We start from the raw sequence: 14,261 nt of genomic DNA, 5'->3' as shown, positions 1-14,261 counted from the left end.
GAGTCTGCGGCGGGGCGACGCCAGGGCGCGGGCGCGCCCCAGCCGTCGGGGGATCAGCTGTCGCGCAGGCGGAAGCCGACCTTCATGGTGACCTGGAAATGCGCGACCTTGCCGTTCTCGACATGGCCGCGGATTTCGCCGACCTCGAACCACTCGACGTTTTCCAGCGTCTTGCTCGCTTCGGCGACGGCATTCTGAATGGCATCGTCGACGCTGGTGCGCGAGGAGCCGACGATCTCGATCTTCTTATAAGTGTGATGATCCGACATAGATAACCCCTTCTGGTCTGGCGAGCCTCCGCTCGAAGATTCGTCCTGTCTGCTTTCTGAGGCTGGCAGCGCCGGCTTAGTTCAAAGCGCCAGGCGCAACGGCCTCAGCGCAGGCGCCGGTAGGGAAACTGACAGGGCTTGAACACCTGGTTGAAATGCCGGCCCAGCGAGTCGGCCGCCAGCAGGGCCTGCACCGCTTCGGGCGGAACCCGTTCGTAGCGGTACAGGCTACCGTTGTGGAACTCGACTTCCAGTGCCTGCTCGTCTTCAGCGTAGCCCAGCGAGCGGATGCTGCTGGAGTCCACCGCGGCGCGCTTCACGTGACCGCGCCGGGCTCGCGGCTGAAGCCCTCGGCCTGCATGCGCCAGAGCGCCTCGAACTCGCCACCGCGGCGGCGCAGCTCGTGCGGCGGGCCGTCCTCGACGATGTGCCCCTCGCGCAGCACGACGATGCGGTCGAACCCCGCCAGGGTCGACAGTCGGTGCGCCACGGCGACCACCGTGCGGCCCTGGATGAGCTGGTTCAGGGCGTCCTGAATCTCCGCCTCGGACTGCGTGTCGAGTGCCGAGGTGGCTTCGTCGAGAATCAGGATCGGCGCATCCTTGAGGAAGGCACGGGCGATCCCCAGGCGCTGGCGCTGGCCGCCGGAAAGCATCACCCCGCGCTCGCCGACGAGCGTGCGATAGCCCTCGGGCAACTCGCGGATGAAGCCGTCGCAGAAGGCATGCCGTGCCGCCTCGTAGACTTCCTCGTCGCTCGCCGCGGGGCGGCCGTAGCGGATGTTCTCGAGGATGCTGCGGTTGAACAGCGCGGTCTCCTGCGGCACCACGGCGATCTTCTCGCGCAGGCTGTCCTGGCTGACCTGGCGCACGTCCTGGCCGTCGATGAGGATCTGCCCGCCATGCACGTCGTCCAGCCGCTGCAGCAGGGCGAGCAGGGTCGACTTGCCCGCGCCCGAGGCGCCGACGATGCCCACCGCCTGCCCGGCCGGGATGTGCAGGTTGAAGTCCTCGAAGATCGCTGGCCGCTCCGGGTAGCCGAAGCGCACATGCTCGAAGTCGATGTCGCCGGCTTCGAGGGTCAGCCTCGGCTCAGGGTCTGCCAGGCCGTGCGGCTGGTTGATGATGCGCAGGGTGTCGGCGATCGCACCGACCTGCTGGGTGGTGTCGACCAGCGCCAGCGCCAGGTCGCGCGAGCCATGCAGGATGCGAAAGGTCAGCGCGCTGACCAGCACCACGTCGCCGGCGCTGACGCTGCCGCCCAGCCAGCTGCGGATCGCCCATACCAGCATGCCGCCGGCCATCAGCGACAGGCAGATGTCATGCAGTACGCGGGCCTTTTCCAGGTACATCCAGCTGCGTCGCTGGGCGCGCGCCTCGCTGCCGATCTCCTGGGCCAGGCGCTCGGCCTCGCGGTCGCGGGCGGAAAAGGCCTTGATGGTCCAGACGTTGGACACCGCATCGACCAGCTCGCCGCCGACCCGCGCCGCCTGCGCGGCGAAGCGCTGGTGCTTGCTGCGCCCGCGAATGCCGAAGCCGGTGATCAGCAGCGCCACCACGATGACGAACACCACCAGCGCCACGGCCATGCGCCAGTCGACGGTGAGCAGCACCACCACCGCGCCGATAAAGTCGACGATCGGCGGCACGATCTTCCACGCCAGCCCGCCATAGATGGTGCCCGCCGCCTGGCCGACGGCGGAGATGCGGTTGCCCAGCGAGCCAGCGAAATGCTCGTTGAAGTAGCGCATCGGGTGGCCGGTGAGGTAGCGGAACAGGTCGACGCGGATATCCACGCAGCTGGCCACCACGGTGCGGCAGCCGAGCCAGCCGCCGAGGCGCCAGAACACGTTCTCCACCACGATCAGGCCGAGGAACAGCCACAGCGGCGCCCAGACGTTTGCCGTGGCGCGCTGGTCGCTGCCCTCGGCCATGGCATCGACCAAGAGCTTCATGCCGTACTGCACCGCCACCGCGCAGATCGCCGCGCTGATCACCAGCGTTGCCAGCCCGCCGAAATGCCAGGGTCGCTGGCAGATGTAGTGCCAGAGAAAGGCCAGCGGCCGGCTGGGCAGGACCGTGGGGGCAGGCGGGACCGCAACGGGCTTGTTCATGCGGGTGTCACAGCGGGCTCATGATGCGCTTGGACCGAGGCGAAGCGGGTCTGTTGCAGGCGCAGCTCGTCGGCCAGGCCGGCATGCTCGGGGCGCTCGCCACGGGCGTCGGGGAAGCCGAACAGGCCGGTCGGGCAATGCCGGTCGTCGTCCCAGCCGGGGTAGTCGAGCACCGGGTACAGGCAGATGCCCTCCACCGGGACACCCTGCTGCAGCGCCAGGCCGACCTGCTCGCTGACGTAGCGCAGCCAGTCGCCGCGCAGGTCGCCTTCAGCGCCGGTTTCGGCAACCAGGATCGGCCGCCCGTAACGGCGGTGGATCTCCTTGAGGATGCCGCGGAACGGGCGGTAGTCCGGGTGGCCGCGAACGATGGTGTCGCCACCCAGGTACCACTGGTTGTCCGAGTAGTAGTTCACCCCGACGATATCGAGGTACTCCGGCTTGCCACCCAGGCCCGGCCAGGCCTTGCCGCAGAGCATGTCCCAGGCTTCGAACTGCGCCTGACGGGCGTTTTCCGCCTCGCGCTGGGCGGCCGGGCGCAGCACCTGCGCACTGATGTGGATCGCCGGGTCGACCTGGACGAAGCGCGCCCGCGGCTCGACCGCGCGGATCGCCTCGATGGCCGCGATGCTGGCACGGATCAGCTGGTGCTTGAGCTCGGCGCCACGGCCCTGGCCCAGCGGGTTGAAGCGCGCATGGTCGCCGCCGGCCCAGGCCCAGAAGGAGATCTCGTTGACCGGCGAGTAGAACGGCACCGCGTCGCTGTGCTCGCGCACCAGCCGCGCCACCTCGCCGGCAAAGCGGGCGAAACGCTCGACGAACTCAGGGCGCCAGATGTCGATGTCGTCGGGCCAGCCGTAATGGCACAGGTCCCAGATCACCTGGGTGCCGCTGTCGCGCGCGGCCGCGAGCATCGGCAGGAAGCTGGACCAGTCGTAGCGGCCCGGCTGACGCTCGATCAGGTGCCAGCGCAGGCCGTCGCGGGCACTGCGGATGCCGTGGCGCTGCAAGGCGCGGTAGTCCTCGGCGACCAGCCGATCATGGCCGGTGGCGGCCAGCAGGTCGAGCCGGCGGCCGTCGTGGCGGCGGTGCGTGGAGCACTCGAAGCCGCCGAGAAAAAAGCTATCGAACAGGGTCGGTCGATACATCGCGAACCTCTGCTAACAGGCACGGCGAACCGCACCGCGCCTTCCGGCGCGATTGCGGCTGCCTGCCTTTCAATTCAACGCTGCCGCTTGTGCGGCAACCCTCGCGCCGGGCTCAGCCGGCCTGTTCGGCGAGGCTGCACGCAGGCGCGTCGCGCTCGCCGGTGGCCGGGCCACGCTCGGCTTCCTCGATGCGTTTGTACGCCGCCAGCGCCTGGCCGACCACCTGATCCATGTTGTAGTACTTGTAGGTACCCAGGCGACCGATGAAGGTCACGCCCGGCGTCTGCTCGGCGAGCTGCTGGTAGCGCTTGTACAGCTCGGCGTTTTCCGGACGTGGGATCGGGTAGTAGGGGTCGCCCTCGGCGGAGGGGTATTCGTAGGTGACGCTGGTCTTCGGGTGGACCTGCCCGGTGAGGTGCTTGTACTCGCTGATGCGCGTGTAGGGCACGTCCTCGCTCGGGTAGTTGACCGTGCCGACCGGCTGGAACTGCTCCTGCTCGAGCTGCTTGTGCTCGAAGCGCAGCGAGCGGTACGGCAGCTTGCCGAAGCGGTAGTCGAAGTACTCGTCGATCGGCCCGCAGTACACCAGGTGGTCGTACTCGACCTCGTCGCGAATCTCGCGGTAATCGGTGTTGAGCATGACCTTGATGTTCGGGTGGGCGAGCATCTTCTCGAACATCTTCGTGTAGCCGTGCCTGGGCATCTGCTGGAAGCTGTCGGTGAAGTAGCGATCGTCGGTGTTGGTGCGCGTCGGCACCCGCGAGGTCACCGACTTGTCCAGCTGCGAGGGGTCCAGCGCCCACTGCTTGCGCGTGTAGCCGCGGAAGAACTTCTCGTACAACTCGCGGCCGATGCCGTTGATCACCACGTCTTCGCTGGTCTGGATGTCGGCCACCGGCTCGGCGCGGCTGGCCAGGTACTCGGCGGCCTGCTCGTCGGTTTCCAGGTTCAGGCCGTAGAGCTTGTTCAGCGTGGTGCGGTTGATCGGAATCGGCACCTGCTGGCCGTCCACCTGCGCCAGCACGCGGTGCTCGTAGGGGCGCCACTCGGTGAAACGCGACAGGTAGTCGACGATGCGCTGCGAATTGGTGTGGAAGATGTGCGGGCCGTAGCGGTGGATCAGCACGCCGGATTCGTCGTGATGGTCGTAGGCGTTGCCGCCGATGTGCGGGCGCCGGTCGACCACCAGCACGCGCTTGTTGAGCCCGGCGGCCAGGCGCTCGGCGAGCACGCTGCCGGCGAAACCGGCGCCGACGATGAGGTAGTCGAAACCACGCTGGCGTACGCCCGGCACATCACCGGAGCCCCCGCCGAGACGTTCGGGATTGCTGTCTTGCGGGTTCATATCGCGCATTGGATCTTCTCCTTCATCAGGCTCCAGGTGTGGTCCCAGGACATGTCGCCGAGGATCTCGTCGGCGCGGGCCAGCAGGCGGTCGCGGTCCTCGGCATCCTTCAGCGCGGCCTCGCAGGCGGCAATGAAGGCCTCGGCGCCGTCGGCGATGCGCACGATGCCGGTGTCGCCGTAGGTGCGCACCACGTCGGTGATCGGCGTCGATACCACCGGGCGGCCGCCGGCCAGGTATTCGGGGGTCTTGGTCGGGCTGATGAAGCGCGTCGATTCGTTCAGCGCGAACGGCATGATCGCCACGTCCCAGCCCGCGAGGTACTGCGGCAGCTCGTCGTAGGTCTTGCCGCCCAGGTAGTGCAGGTTGTCGCGCCGCGGCAGCTCGGCCGGGTCGATCTTCACCACCGGGCCGATCAGCACCAGCTGCCAGTCGGGCTTGAGCCGCGCGACCTGCTCCAGCAGTTCGAGGTCCAGGCGCTCGTCGATCACGCCGTAGAAGCCCAGGCGCGGCCGCGGGATCTCGGCCTGGTCGTCCGGGTCGTGCTGCGGCCGCCGCGCGGCGGCGAAGTGCTCGACGTCGACGCTGCTGGGGAAGGGATGCGCGTCGTCATGCAACTCGCGCTTGGCTTCCCAGATGCTGTAGCCGCCGGTGAACACCAGGTCGGCGCGCTTGAGCAGCTCGCGTTCGCGCTCGATCAGCTCAGGCGGTGCACCGCGGAAGGCCGAGAGCTCGTCCATGCAGTCGTAGATGGTCACGCGCGGCTCGAGGTGGTCGGAAAACGCCAGGCTCATCGGCGTGTAGTACCACAGCAGCAGGTCGTCGACGCCAAGCTTGGCCAGGTAGCCGTCGAGCAGCTCGCGCTGCACGCGGTCGGCTGCCTCGCCGGCGCAGCCGTGCGGCAGCCGCGGGATCAGCACCTGCACGCCGTTCTCTTCGGGGCGGACTTCCAGCCACGGCTGGTCGTCCTCGGTGGCAATCGGTTCTTCGCAGAACAGCACGTTGAAATCGCGGGCGAAACGCGACATCAGATGTTGCGGGCGCTGGTAGACGAAGCTCCAGCGCAGGTGCGACAGGCACAGCAGCGTCGGCACCTGCTCGTCGAAGACCACTTCGGCCGGCGTGTGCTGGGCGTTGCGGGATTTGCCGATGTCGTACTGGAAGGGGCCGGCCCAACTCATCTAACACCTCGTTCGATAGGGCAGTGCTCGTGGCGATCCTGCCCGCACGATGCCTGAACAACGCCCGGGAACTCCGCTCCGGGCCTTGAAAGGGCGGGCGCGCCGTCCGGTTCGAACGTTTCGTCGGCAGCTGCCCGCGGGCTATTGACGGCGGCCAATCGATTGGGTTCCCGACCAGCCATCCGACCGAACCCACCGTCGGGACAGCGCAGCGGCGCCGGAACTTGGCTGCAACTTCTTCGTCCCTATCAGCGAGATCACCTGGTTATGCCCGGCGTCGGAACCTCGCACGCAGCTCGCTTTTGGCGTCCTGTTCCGCACCGCCGACCCCAATTACGGACCTCGATGCGACGCCAGCCGGCAGCCGCAGGCTCGCGGGTGTGGCCGCAGAATTTTCCATGTGGAGGTAGACAGATGATTCTGGTGACGGGAGGAGCGGGTTACATCGGCTCTCATGCATGCCTGGAGCTGCTCCAGGCAGGCCACGAGGTGCTGGTGCTCGACAACCTGTGCAACAGCTCGCGCCGGGCGCTGGACCGGGTCGAGCAGCTCGCCGGGCGCAAGCTGCAGTTCGTCAAGGGCGACGTGCGCAATCGGCCGCTGCTCAACGCGCTGTTCGCCGCCTATCCGGTGACCGCGGTGATGCATTTCGCCGGGCTCAAGGCCGTCGGCGAAAGCGTGCGCGAACCGCTGCGCTACTACGAGACGAATGTCAGCGGCAGCATCGCGCTGTGCCAGGCGATGGCCGAGGCCGGCATCTTCCGCCTGGTATTCAGCTCTTCGGCGACCGTCTACGGCGAGAGCGCGGTGATGCCGATCACCGAGCACTGCCCGACCGGCCAGCCGACCAACCCCTACGGCCAGTCCAAGCTGATGGCCGAGAACGTGCTGCGCGGCCTGGCCAATTCCGACCCGCGCTGGTCGATCGGCCTGCTGCGCTATTTCAACCCGATCGGCGCCCATGAATCCGGGCTGATCGGCGAGGACCCCAACGGCACGCCGAACAACCTCCTGCCCTACATGCTGCAGGTGGCCATCGGCCGGCGCCGCGAACTGAGCGTCTACGGCGACGACTACCCGACCCCGGACGGCACCGGCATCCGCGACTACATCCACGTGGTCGACCTGGTGCAGGGCCACCTCAAGGCGCTGCAACGGCTCGAGCAGGTCAATGGCGTCTCGGTGTGGAACCTCGGCACCGGCAAGGGTTACTCGGTGAAAGAGATGATCGGTGCGCTCGAAGAGGTCATCGGTCGCCCGCTGCCGCACGTCATCAAGCCACGCCGCGCCGGCGACATCGCCCAGTGCTGGTCGGACCCGACCAAGGCCGCCGTGGAGCTCGGCTGGCGTGCCGAGCGCGACCTGATGACCATGCTCGCCGACGCCTGGCGCTGGCAGAGCCGCAACCCGCAGGGTTATGCCGAACCGGCAGCGGCGCCGAAGACCACGCCCGCCGCGCTGGCCAGCTAAGCCCCCGCCACGCTCGTACGCGAGCACCCCGGCCTGGTGCACGGAGCGCACCGCCCACCGGCCCCTCCGCTCCGAATCCCCCGCGCGACCCCGCCCTATTACTGCCGGAACCGATCTCCGGAGACAGAACACGCCGACACGCTCAGCCCCTGGCCGTTTGCCATTATCCGCCGAGCCTGCGATAAAGCCGCACCCGCCATAGCGCTACAAGGATGTACAGATGCGATTGCTGCGACGTGCCCTGCTCGGGCTGCTGTCGCTGGCCGTGCTTGCGGTCGGCGTCGGGCTCTACTTCATCGCCTACCCCAACCTGCCGCAGTATCAGCCGCCGCAAGCCCTGCACTATCTCGAGCAGTGGAGCGACGCGGACCGCCAGCGCTACTACTACACGCCACAGGGCACCCAGGTGAAAGGCCTGCAGTACGACTGGTTCACTGCGCTGGAGCTGCCGTTCAGCACCGATCGCTTCGCCGCCCCCGAATACCTGGCCCGCTTCGGCTTTCTGGTCGACCCGGCGCAGGCGCCAAGTGCGGCGAACCCCGGCAACCTGCCGGTCGGTTTCGCCCGCCACGAGGACGACAGCGGGCGCAGCTACCTCGACGTGACCTGCGCGGCCTGCCACACCGGCGAGCTGCGCTACCAGGACCAGGCGCTGCGCATCGACGGCGGTGCCGCCATGCATTCGCTGGCCTCGACCGTACCCACCCTGCGCGGCGGCTCGTTCGGCCAGGCGCTGGGCATGAGCATGGCCTTCACCTATTACAACCCGCTCAAGTTCCGTCGCTTCGCCGAGCAGGTGCTGGGCGAGCGTTACGAGCAGGACCGCGCGCAGTTGCGCCACGACTTCAAGCAGGTGCTCGACCGTCTGCTCGGCACCGCCTACAACGACTGGCACCGCGGGCTCTACCCCACCGAAGAAGGCTTCGGCCGTACCGATGCGTTCGGCCGCATCGCCAACAGCGTGTTCGGCGATGCCATCGATCCGGCGAACTACCGCGTGGCCAACGCGCCGGTGAGCTACCCGCATCTGTGGGATATCTGGAAGTTCGACTGGGTGCAGTGGAACGGCTCGGCCATGCAGCCGATGGCACGCAATATCGGCGAGGCGCTGGGTGTTGGCGCCACACTGCGTCTGCTGCACGAGAACGGCCAGCCCATCGCCGAAGCCGAGCGCTACGCATCGGGCGTTCGCGTACGCGACCTGCACAGGCTGGAAACCACCCTCATGCAGCTGGCCCCGCCTCGCTGGCCCGAAGACGTGCTGGGCGCGATCGATCTAGAGCAGGCCAGCCTCGGTCGCGCGCTGTACAAGGAAAACTGTGCGCATTGCCACGACGCCAGGCCCAAGCCGGTCGACAAGCGTTTCGCTGCCGAACGCGACCCCGAGTGGCACATGAAGGTGATCCCCACCTCCTTCGTCGGTACCGATCCGACCACAGCCGACAATATTGCCGACCACCGCTTCGACCTGACCCGCCTGGGCTGGACCCAGGATGAGCTGGATCGCCTGGATGTGCAGCTGTATGGCGCGTCATCCGGCCCGCTCGATCTCGCCAGCCTGTCCAGCGCCAAGGGCCTGGCCTACATCACTGCCTACGTCGAGGAACGCGCCTACCGCGAGGCGGGCATCGCAGCGCCGGAGCGCGCCAGATACGACGGCTTCGGCCTGCCGATCGGCGTGCAGGAGCTGCGCGGCTACAAGGCACGCCCGCTGGACGGCATCTGGGCGACGCCGCCGTTCCTGCACAACGGCTCGGTGCCGAACCTGTTCCAGCTGCTCTCGCCGGTCGCCGAACGGCAGAAGCAGTTCTGGGTCGGCAGCCGCGAGTTCGACCCGCGCCATGTGGGTATTCGTACCGAGCGCTTTGCCGGCGGCTTCCTGCTGGATACCGCGATCACCGGCAATGGCAACCGCGGCCACGAGTTCCGCGCCGGTTGCCGCGGCAACGGCGTGATCGGCCGCGCCCTGGCGCCGCACGAACGCTGGGCGCTGGTCGAGTACCTCAAGGTGCTCGGCGACCCGGCGTTCGAAGCGCGGCTGACCGATATCCCGCCACAGCCCTACAACCCCGGCCCGGCCTGCCCATGACCCCCTGCACGAGGAAGCTCCCATGTTGAAGCGATTCTGGCTCTGGCTCGGCAGGCTGCTCGGGCGCCTGCTGCTCGCCCTGACGGTGCTCGGCCTGGCCGGCTGGGCCATTGCCGCCCTGCACTTTCACCTCACCCATCGTGGCCCCGTCTCCAGCGAGGAAGTCATCGCGCCGACTGAAGCGGCCGATACCCAGGCGATCATCGAGGACGCCATCGCCGTGGTCGAGCAGCACCGTGACAACACCCGCGTCCTGCGCGATGCGCATGCCAAGGCGCACGGCTGCGTGCGGGCCGAGGTCAGCGTGCGCGCCGATCTGGAACCGGCGCTGCGCCAGGGTGTGTTCAGCGAGCCGGGCAAGACCTGGCAGGCCTGGATGCGGCTGTCCAACGGCAACGCCTATCCGCAGTTCGACCGCATCCGCGACGCCCGCGGCATGGCGATCAAGCTACTCGACGTGCCTGGGGAAAAGCTCACACGTGACCCGCGCCATGCCGGTGAACAGGACTTCGTGATGTTCAACCACCCCGTGTTCTTCGTCCGTGACGTTGCCGAATATCGCAGCAACTTCGCTGCCCAGGCGCAGGGCAAGAAGGCGCTGGCGTTCTTCCCCAGCATCGATCCGCGCAGCTGGGAGCTGCGCCACCTGTTCATCGCACTGCAGACCCTGGCGCCCGCGCCCGAGAGCCCGGTGGCTACCACTTACAGCTCCGTGGCGCCATACAAGCTCGGCCCGCACAACATCAAGTATCGGGTGATCCCGACGCCCGAGCGCTGCCCGGACTATCGGCTGCCGGAGCAGAACCGCGACCTGCCGAACTTCCTGCGCAGTGCGCTCTACCAGCAGCTCTCGCTCGACCGGGCGCCGGCCTGCTTCGCCCTGCAGGTGCAACGGCAGAATCCGCAGCACTACATGCCGATCGAAGACACCAGCATCGAGTGGGACGAGGCGATCGCACCTTTCGAGACCGTGGCCGACATTCGCTTGCCGGCACAGGACTTCGACAGCCCCGAGCAGAACCTCGCCTGCGACAACCTGGCCTTCAACCCGTGGCACGCGCTGCCCGAGCATCGCCCGATCGGCGGGATCAACCGCTTGCGCAAGGCCGTCTACGAGGCAATCAGCAGCTACCGGCTGGAGCGTAACGGCGCCCTGGCGCCCTGACGGCGCGCCATCAGGCCAGTGCCCCGGCCAGCCACTCGGCCAGGCGTTCGGCACGCCGGTCGAGCCGGCGTCGCGGCACCCACAGCGCCAGCTGCGCCCGTGTCTCGACGAAACCCCAGGGCGCCAGCAGGCGCCCGGCGGCGAGGTCATCGGCGACCAGCTGCTGCGGCGCGATGGCTATACCGAGCCCGGCCAGTGCCGCCTCGAGCAGAAAGTACAGGTGCTCGAAACCCTGCCCGTAGCGCAACTCGCCAGCGGCCAGCCCCTGCCCGGCCGCCCAGGTCGGCCAGGCCTGCGGGCGCGACACCGTATGCAGCAGCGCCTCGCCGAGCAGCGCCGCCGCCGGGGCGCCACGCAGCTCGGCACAACGCGGGTGATGCGGGCTGAGCACCGGGCCAATGCGCTCGGCCGTCAGCTCGAATACCTGCATGTCGGCCGGCCAGGGCGGCTCGGCGTACCACAGCGTGGCATCCAGCCCCGGCTTGCGCGGGTCCAGCTCGCCCTCGCTGGCCGATAGCTGCAGGCGCAGCTCCGGCAGGTCGCGATTGAGCCGGTCCAGCCGCGGAATGAACCAGCGCGCCAAAAGGCTGCCGGGACAACCGAGCACGAACGGCGCCTCGGCCGTGTGCCGTTGCAGTTCGGCGCAGGCGCTGCGCAGGCGCTCAAACGCCTCGCTGGCGGCCTCGCCCAGACGTTGGCCGGCATCGGTGAGTTTTACGCCGCGCCCTTCCTTGGCGAACAGGGCCAGACCGAGGGCTTCTTCGAGCTGCTTCAGCTGCCGGCTGATGGCCCCGTGGGTGACGTGCAGCTCGCGTGCGGCTTCGCTTACGCTACCCAGGCGGGCAGCCGCCTCGAAGGCACGCAGGGCATTGAGCGGTGGCAGATCGCGGGCCATATATGTGAGTTTTCCTGACAGGTCCGCGCGATCTTATCGCTTTTATCCGGGCGCCGGCAGCCGTAAGCTCGCCCCCAATGATTGCCGTAGGGTGGAAACTCACGAAGCGACTTTCCCCGCTGGCGTATCGATCGCGTGGACAAGGCTGCGCCGTTGCCCACCCTACGCTCACCCCGACTGCGTGTCGGCACCCTCCAAGGAGCCTCGCATGACCTCATACCGCACCGGCCCGGACAACCGCGGGCTGTTCGGCCGCTTCGGCGGCCAGTTCGTCGCCGAAACCCTGATGCCGCTGATCAACGAGCTGGCCGCCGAATACGAGAAGGCCAAGAACGATCCGGTCTTCCTCGAGGAACTGGCCTACTTCCAGCGCGACTACATCGGCCGCGCCAGCCCGCTGTACTACGCCGAGCGGCTGACCGAGCACTTCGGCGGCGCGAAGATCTACCTCAAGCGCGAAGACCTGAACCACACCGGCGCGCACAAGATCAACAACTGCATCGGCCAGATCCTGCTGGCCAAGCGCATGGGCAAGCAGCGCATCATCGCCGAGACCGGCGCCGGCATGCACGGCGTGGCCACCGCCACCGTGGCCGCGCGCTTCGGCATGCAGTGCGTGGTCTACATGGGCACCACCGACATCGAGCGCCAGCAGGCCAACGTCTTCCGCATGAAGCTCCTGGGCGCCGAAGTGATTCCGGTCACCGCCGGCACCGGCACGCTGAAGGACGCGATGAACGAGGCGCTGCGCGACTGGGTGACCAACGTCCACAACACCTTCTACCTGATCGGCACCGCCGCCGGCCCACACCCCTACCCGGCCATGGTCCGCGACTTCCAGTCGGTGATCGGCAACGAAGTGCGCGAGCAGATCATGCAGAAGGAGGGCCGCCTGCCCGACTCGCTGGTCGCCTGCATCGGCGGCGGCTCCAACGCCATCGGCCTGTTCCACCCCTTCCTCGATGACGAGAGCGTGCAGATCGTCGGCGTCGAAGCGGCCGGCCACGGCATCGACACCGGCAAGCACGCCGCCAGCATGGCCGGCGGGGCGCCGGGCGTGCTGCACGGCAACCGCACCTTCCTCCTGCAGGACGAAGACGGCCAGATCACCGACGCGCATTCGATTTCCGCCGGCCTCGACTACCCAGGCGTCGGCCCCGAGCACGCCTGGTTGCACGAGATCAAGCGCGTCGAATACGTGCCCTGCACCGACCATGAGGCGCTGCAGGCCTTTCACGACTGCTGCCGCCTGGAAGGCATCATCCCCGCGCTGGAATCAGCCCACGCGCTGGCCGAAGCCTTCAAGCGCGCGGCCAAGCTGCCCAGGGAACACCTGATGGTGGTCAACCTCTCCGGCCGCGGCGACAAGGACATGCAGACCGTGATGCACCACATGAGCGAACAGGAGACGCACGCATGAGCCGCCTGCAGAGCCGCTTTGCCGAGCTGAACGAACAGAACCGCGCCGCGCTGGTGACCTTTGTCACCGCCGGCGACCCGGACTACGCCACTTCGCTGGCGATCCTCAAGGGCCTGCCGGAGGCCGGCGCCGACGTGATCGAGCTGGGCATGCCCTTCACCGACCCGATGGCCGACGGCCCGGCGATCCAGCTGGCCAACATCCGCGCCCTGGCCGGCAAGCAGAACCTGCCGAAGACGCTGCAGATGGTCCGCGACTTCCGCGAGACCAACCAGACCACGCCGCTGGTGCTGATGGGCTACTACAACCCGATCTTCGCCTATGGCGTGGAGCGCTTCGTCAGCGATGCGAAAGAGGCCGGAGTCGATGGCCTGATCGTCGTCGACCTGCCGCCGGAGCATAACGACGAGCTCTGTGACCCGGCCCAGGCCGCCGGCATCGACTTCATCCGCCTGACCACCCCGACCACCGACGACCAGCGCCTGCCCACCGTGCTCAACGGCAGCTCCGGCTTCGTCTACTACGTCTCGGTGGCCGGCGTGACCGGAGCAGGTTCCGCCACCCTGGAACACGTCGAGGAAGCGGTAGCGCGCCTCAAGCGCCACACCGATCTGCCGGTATGCGTCGGCTTCGGCATCCGCACGCCGGAACAGGCCGCCGCCATCGCACGGCTTACCGAAGGCGTGGTGGTGGGCTCGGCACTGATCGACCAGATCGCCGGGGCCAAGAGCCCGGAAGACGCGGTGGAAGGTGTGCTCGGCCTGTGCCGCCAGCTCAGCGCCGGAGTACGCGGCGCCCGCGGTTGAGGCTTTAGTGCCGTAACCGAAAAGCCGCTGCTCCCGTGAGAGGGCAGCGGCTTTTTCATTCCTGTAGCGGGCTTTTGCGCAGATTCCTGCCTAGCGGCGCCAGGCATGGACATACCAACGGCCCCGCCCAGCGCCGGCAGGCGACACCCACGCGCGGCGCCCCTTGCGGGCTCAGCCTTTCTTTTTCTTCTTCTTCAGTGCCTTCAACCGCTGCGCCGCGCGCTCCACTGTCGCCTTCTTGTCCGGGCGCTTCATGCGCTTCCATTTGCGGATCTCGTCCTTGGTGCGACCACAGCTGGTACACACCTCGTCCGTGAGCTTGCAGACGGAAATGCACGGATTCTCGACGTCCTTGCCCAC

The 14,261-nt window shown here is 67.9% G+C and carries 13 protein-coding genes; 5 read left to right on the top strand and 8 right to left on the bottom strand.

Annotation, left to right across the window (positions count from 1 at the left end; translation table 11 throughout):
- Window positions 1–53 precede the first annotated feature (53 nt).
- The 6 genes from CL52_RS00300 to CL52_RS00275 form a co-directional block, all read right to left on the bottom strand.
- On the bottom strand, window positions 54–269 hold the full coding sequence (locus CL52_RS00300) for a dodecin (RefSeq protein WP_041110449.1): 216 nt from the start codon (window positions 267–269) through the stop codon (window positions 54–56).
- A 104-nt stretch (window positions 270–373) separates the two neighbouring features.
- A complete protein-coding gene (locus tag CL52_RS00295) occupies window positions 374–589 on the bottom strand; it encodes a KTSC domain-containing protein (protein ID WP_041110447.1) in 216 nt (71 codons plus the stop codon).
- A complete protein-coding gene (locus tag CL52_RS00290) occupies window positions 586–2,382 on the bottom strand; it encodes an ABC transporter ATP-binding protein (RefSeq protein WP_043217741.1) in 1,797 nt (598 codons plus the stop codon). The genes CL52_RS00295 and CL52_RS00290 overlap by 4 nt, the downstream gene beginning before the upstream one ends.
- A complete protein-coding gene (locus CL52_RS00285; RefSeq protein WP_043217739.1) occupies window positions 2,379–3,530 on the bottom strand; it encodes a glycoside hydrolase family 1 protein in 1,152 nt (383 codons plus the stop codon). Before CL52_RS00285 ends, CL52_RS00290 begins: the two co-directional genes overlap by 4 nt.
- Window positions 3,531–3,642: 112 nt before the next feature.
- Window positions 3,643–4,884 carry a UDP-galactopyranose mutase gene (gene glf / locus CL52_RS00280; RefSeq protein ID WP_043217737.1) on the bottom strand — a complete coding sequence of 414 codons (1,242 nt, stop codon included), beginning with the start codon at window positions 4,882–4,884 and terminating at the stop codon, window positions 3,643–3,645.
- Window positions 4,872–6,056, bottom strand: coding sequence for a glycosyltransferase family 1 protein (locus CL52_RS00275; protein WP_043217736.1), 1,185 nt, complete (start codon window positions 6,054–6,056; stop codon window positions 4,872–4,874). Before CL52_RS00275 ends, glf begins: the two co-directional genes overlap by 13 nt.
- A gap of 414 nt (window positions 6,057–6,470) precedes the next feature.
- Here CL52_RS00275 and galE point away from each other — a divergent pair, with 414 nt between their 5' ends.
- The 3 genes from galE to CL52_RS00260 all read left to right on the top strand — a co-directional run bounded on the left by galE (window position 6,471) and on the right by CL52_RS00260 (window position 10,780).
- Window positions 6,471–7,526, top strand: coding sequence for a UDP-glucose 4-epimerase GalE (gene galE / locus CL52_RS00270; RefSeq protein ID WP_041110437.1), 1,056 nt, complete (start codon window positions 6,471–6,473; stop codon window positions 7,524–7,526).
- A 220-nt stretch (window positions 7,527–7,746) separates the two neighbouring features.
- Window positions 7,747–9,615, top strand: coding sequence for a di-heme-cytochrome C peroxidase (locus CL52_RS00265; protein WP_043217734.1), 1,869 nt, complete (start codon window positions 7,747–7,749; stop codon window positions 9,613–9,615).
- Between the two features lie 22 nt (window positions 9,616–9,637).
- The gene (locus tag CL52_RS00260) at window positions 9,638–10,780 is read left to right on the top strand and encodes a catalase family protein (RefSeq protein ID WP_043217732.1); all 1,143 of its coding nucleotides are present in this window, start codon (window positions 9,638–9,640) and stop codon (window positions 10,778–10,780) included.
- A 10-nt stretch (window positions 10,781–10,790) separates the two neighbouring features.
- Here the strand turns inward: CL52_RS00260 and CL52_RS00255 are convergent, their stop codons facing one another.
- On the bottom strand, window positions 10,791–11,675 hold the full coding sequence (locus tag CL52_RS00255) for a LysR family transcriptional regulator (protein WP_043217731.1): 885 nt from the start codon (window positions 11,673–11,675) through the stop codon (window positions 10,791–10,793).
- Between the two features lie 208 nt (window positions 11,676–11,883).
- Here CL52_RS00255 and trpB point away from each other — a divergent pair, with 208 nt between their 5' ends.
- Both trpB and trpA read left to right on the top strand, forming a co-directional pair.
- Window positions 11,884–13,095, top strand: a complete 1,212-nt coding sequence (trpB, locus tag CL52_RS00250) for a tryptophan synthase subunit beta (protein ID WP_043217730.1) — start codon at window positions 11,884–11,886, stop codon at window positions 13,093–13,095.
- Window positions 13,092–13,901, top strand: coding sequence for a tryptophan synthase subunit alpha (trpA, locus tag CL52_RS00245; protein WP_043217729.1), 810 nt, complete (start codon window positions 13,092–13,094; stop codon window positions 13,899–13,901). Before trpB ends, trpA begins: the two co-directional genes overlap by 4 nt.
- A 171-nt stretch (window positions 13,902–14,072) precedes the next feature.
- Here the strand turns inward: trpA and CL52_RS00240 are convergent, their stop codons facing one another.
- Window positions 14,073–14,261 carry a DUF1289 domain-containing protein gene (locus CL52_RS00240; protein WP_043217728.1) on the bottom strand — a complete coding sequence of 63 codons (189 nt, stop codon included), beginning with the start codon at window positions 14,259–14,261 and terminating at the stop codon, window positions 14,073–14,075.

It is taken from the genome of Stutzerimonas balearica DSM 6083, assembly GCF_000818015.1.
Taxonomy (GTDB): Bacteria; Pseudomonadota; Gammaproteobacteria; order Pseudomonadales; family Pseudomonadaceae; genus Stutzerimonas; species Stutzerimonas balearica.
Note: the sequence above shows the minus strand (reverse complement) of the source record. Positions and strands in the feature narration are given on the sequence as shown.

What these genes read in the sequence shown, in the direction of transcription:
- CL52_RS00290 (WP_043217741.1), bottom strand. Translation starts at nt 2,382, where the DNA reads ATGAACAAGCCCGTTGCGGTCCCGCCTGCCCCCACGGTCCTGCCCAGC.
- trpA (WP_043217729.1), top strand. Translation starts at nt 13,092, where the DNA reads ATGAGCCGCCTGCAGAGCCGCTTTGCCGAGCTGAACGAACAGAACCGC.
- trpB (WP_043217730.1), top strand. Translation starts at nt 11,884, where the DNA reads ATGACCTCATACCGCACCGGCCCGGACAACCGCGGGCTGTTCGGCCGC.
- galE (WP_041110437.1), top strand. Translation starts at nt 6,471, where the DNA reads ATGATTCTGGTGACGGGAGGAGCGGGTTACATCGGCTCTCATGCATGC.
- glf (WP_043217737.1), bottom strand. Translation starts at nt 4,884, where the DNA reads ATGCGCGATATGAACCCGCAAGACAGCAATCCCGAACGTCTCGGCGGG.
- CL52_RS00265 (WP_043217734.1), top strand. Translation starts at nt 7,747, where the DNA reads ATGCGATTGCTGCGACGTGCCCTGCTCGGGCTGCTGTCGCTGGCCGTG.
- CL52_RS00300 (WP_041110449.1), bottom strand. Translation starts at nt 269, where the DNA reads ATGTCGGATCATCACACTTATAAGAAGATCGAGATCGTCGGCTCCTCG.
- CL52_RS00275 (WP_043217736.1), bottom strand. Translation starts at nt 6,056, where the DNA reads ATGAGTTGGGCCGGCCCCTTCCAGTACGACATCGGCAAATCCCGCAAC.
- CL52_RS00260 (WP_043217732.1), top strand. Translation starts at nt 9,638, where the DNA reads ATGTTGAAGCGATTCTGGCTCTGGCTCGGCAGGCTGCTCGGGCGCCTG.
- CL52_RS00255 (WP_043217731.1), bottom strand. Translation starts at nt 11,675, where the DNA reads ATGGCCCGCGATCTGCCACCGCTCAATGCCCTGCGTGCCTTCGAGGCG.
- CL52_RS00285 (WP_043217739.1), bottom strand. Translation starts at nt 3,530, where the DNA reads ATGTATCGACCGACCCTGTTCGATAGCTTTTTTCTCGGCGGCTTCGAG.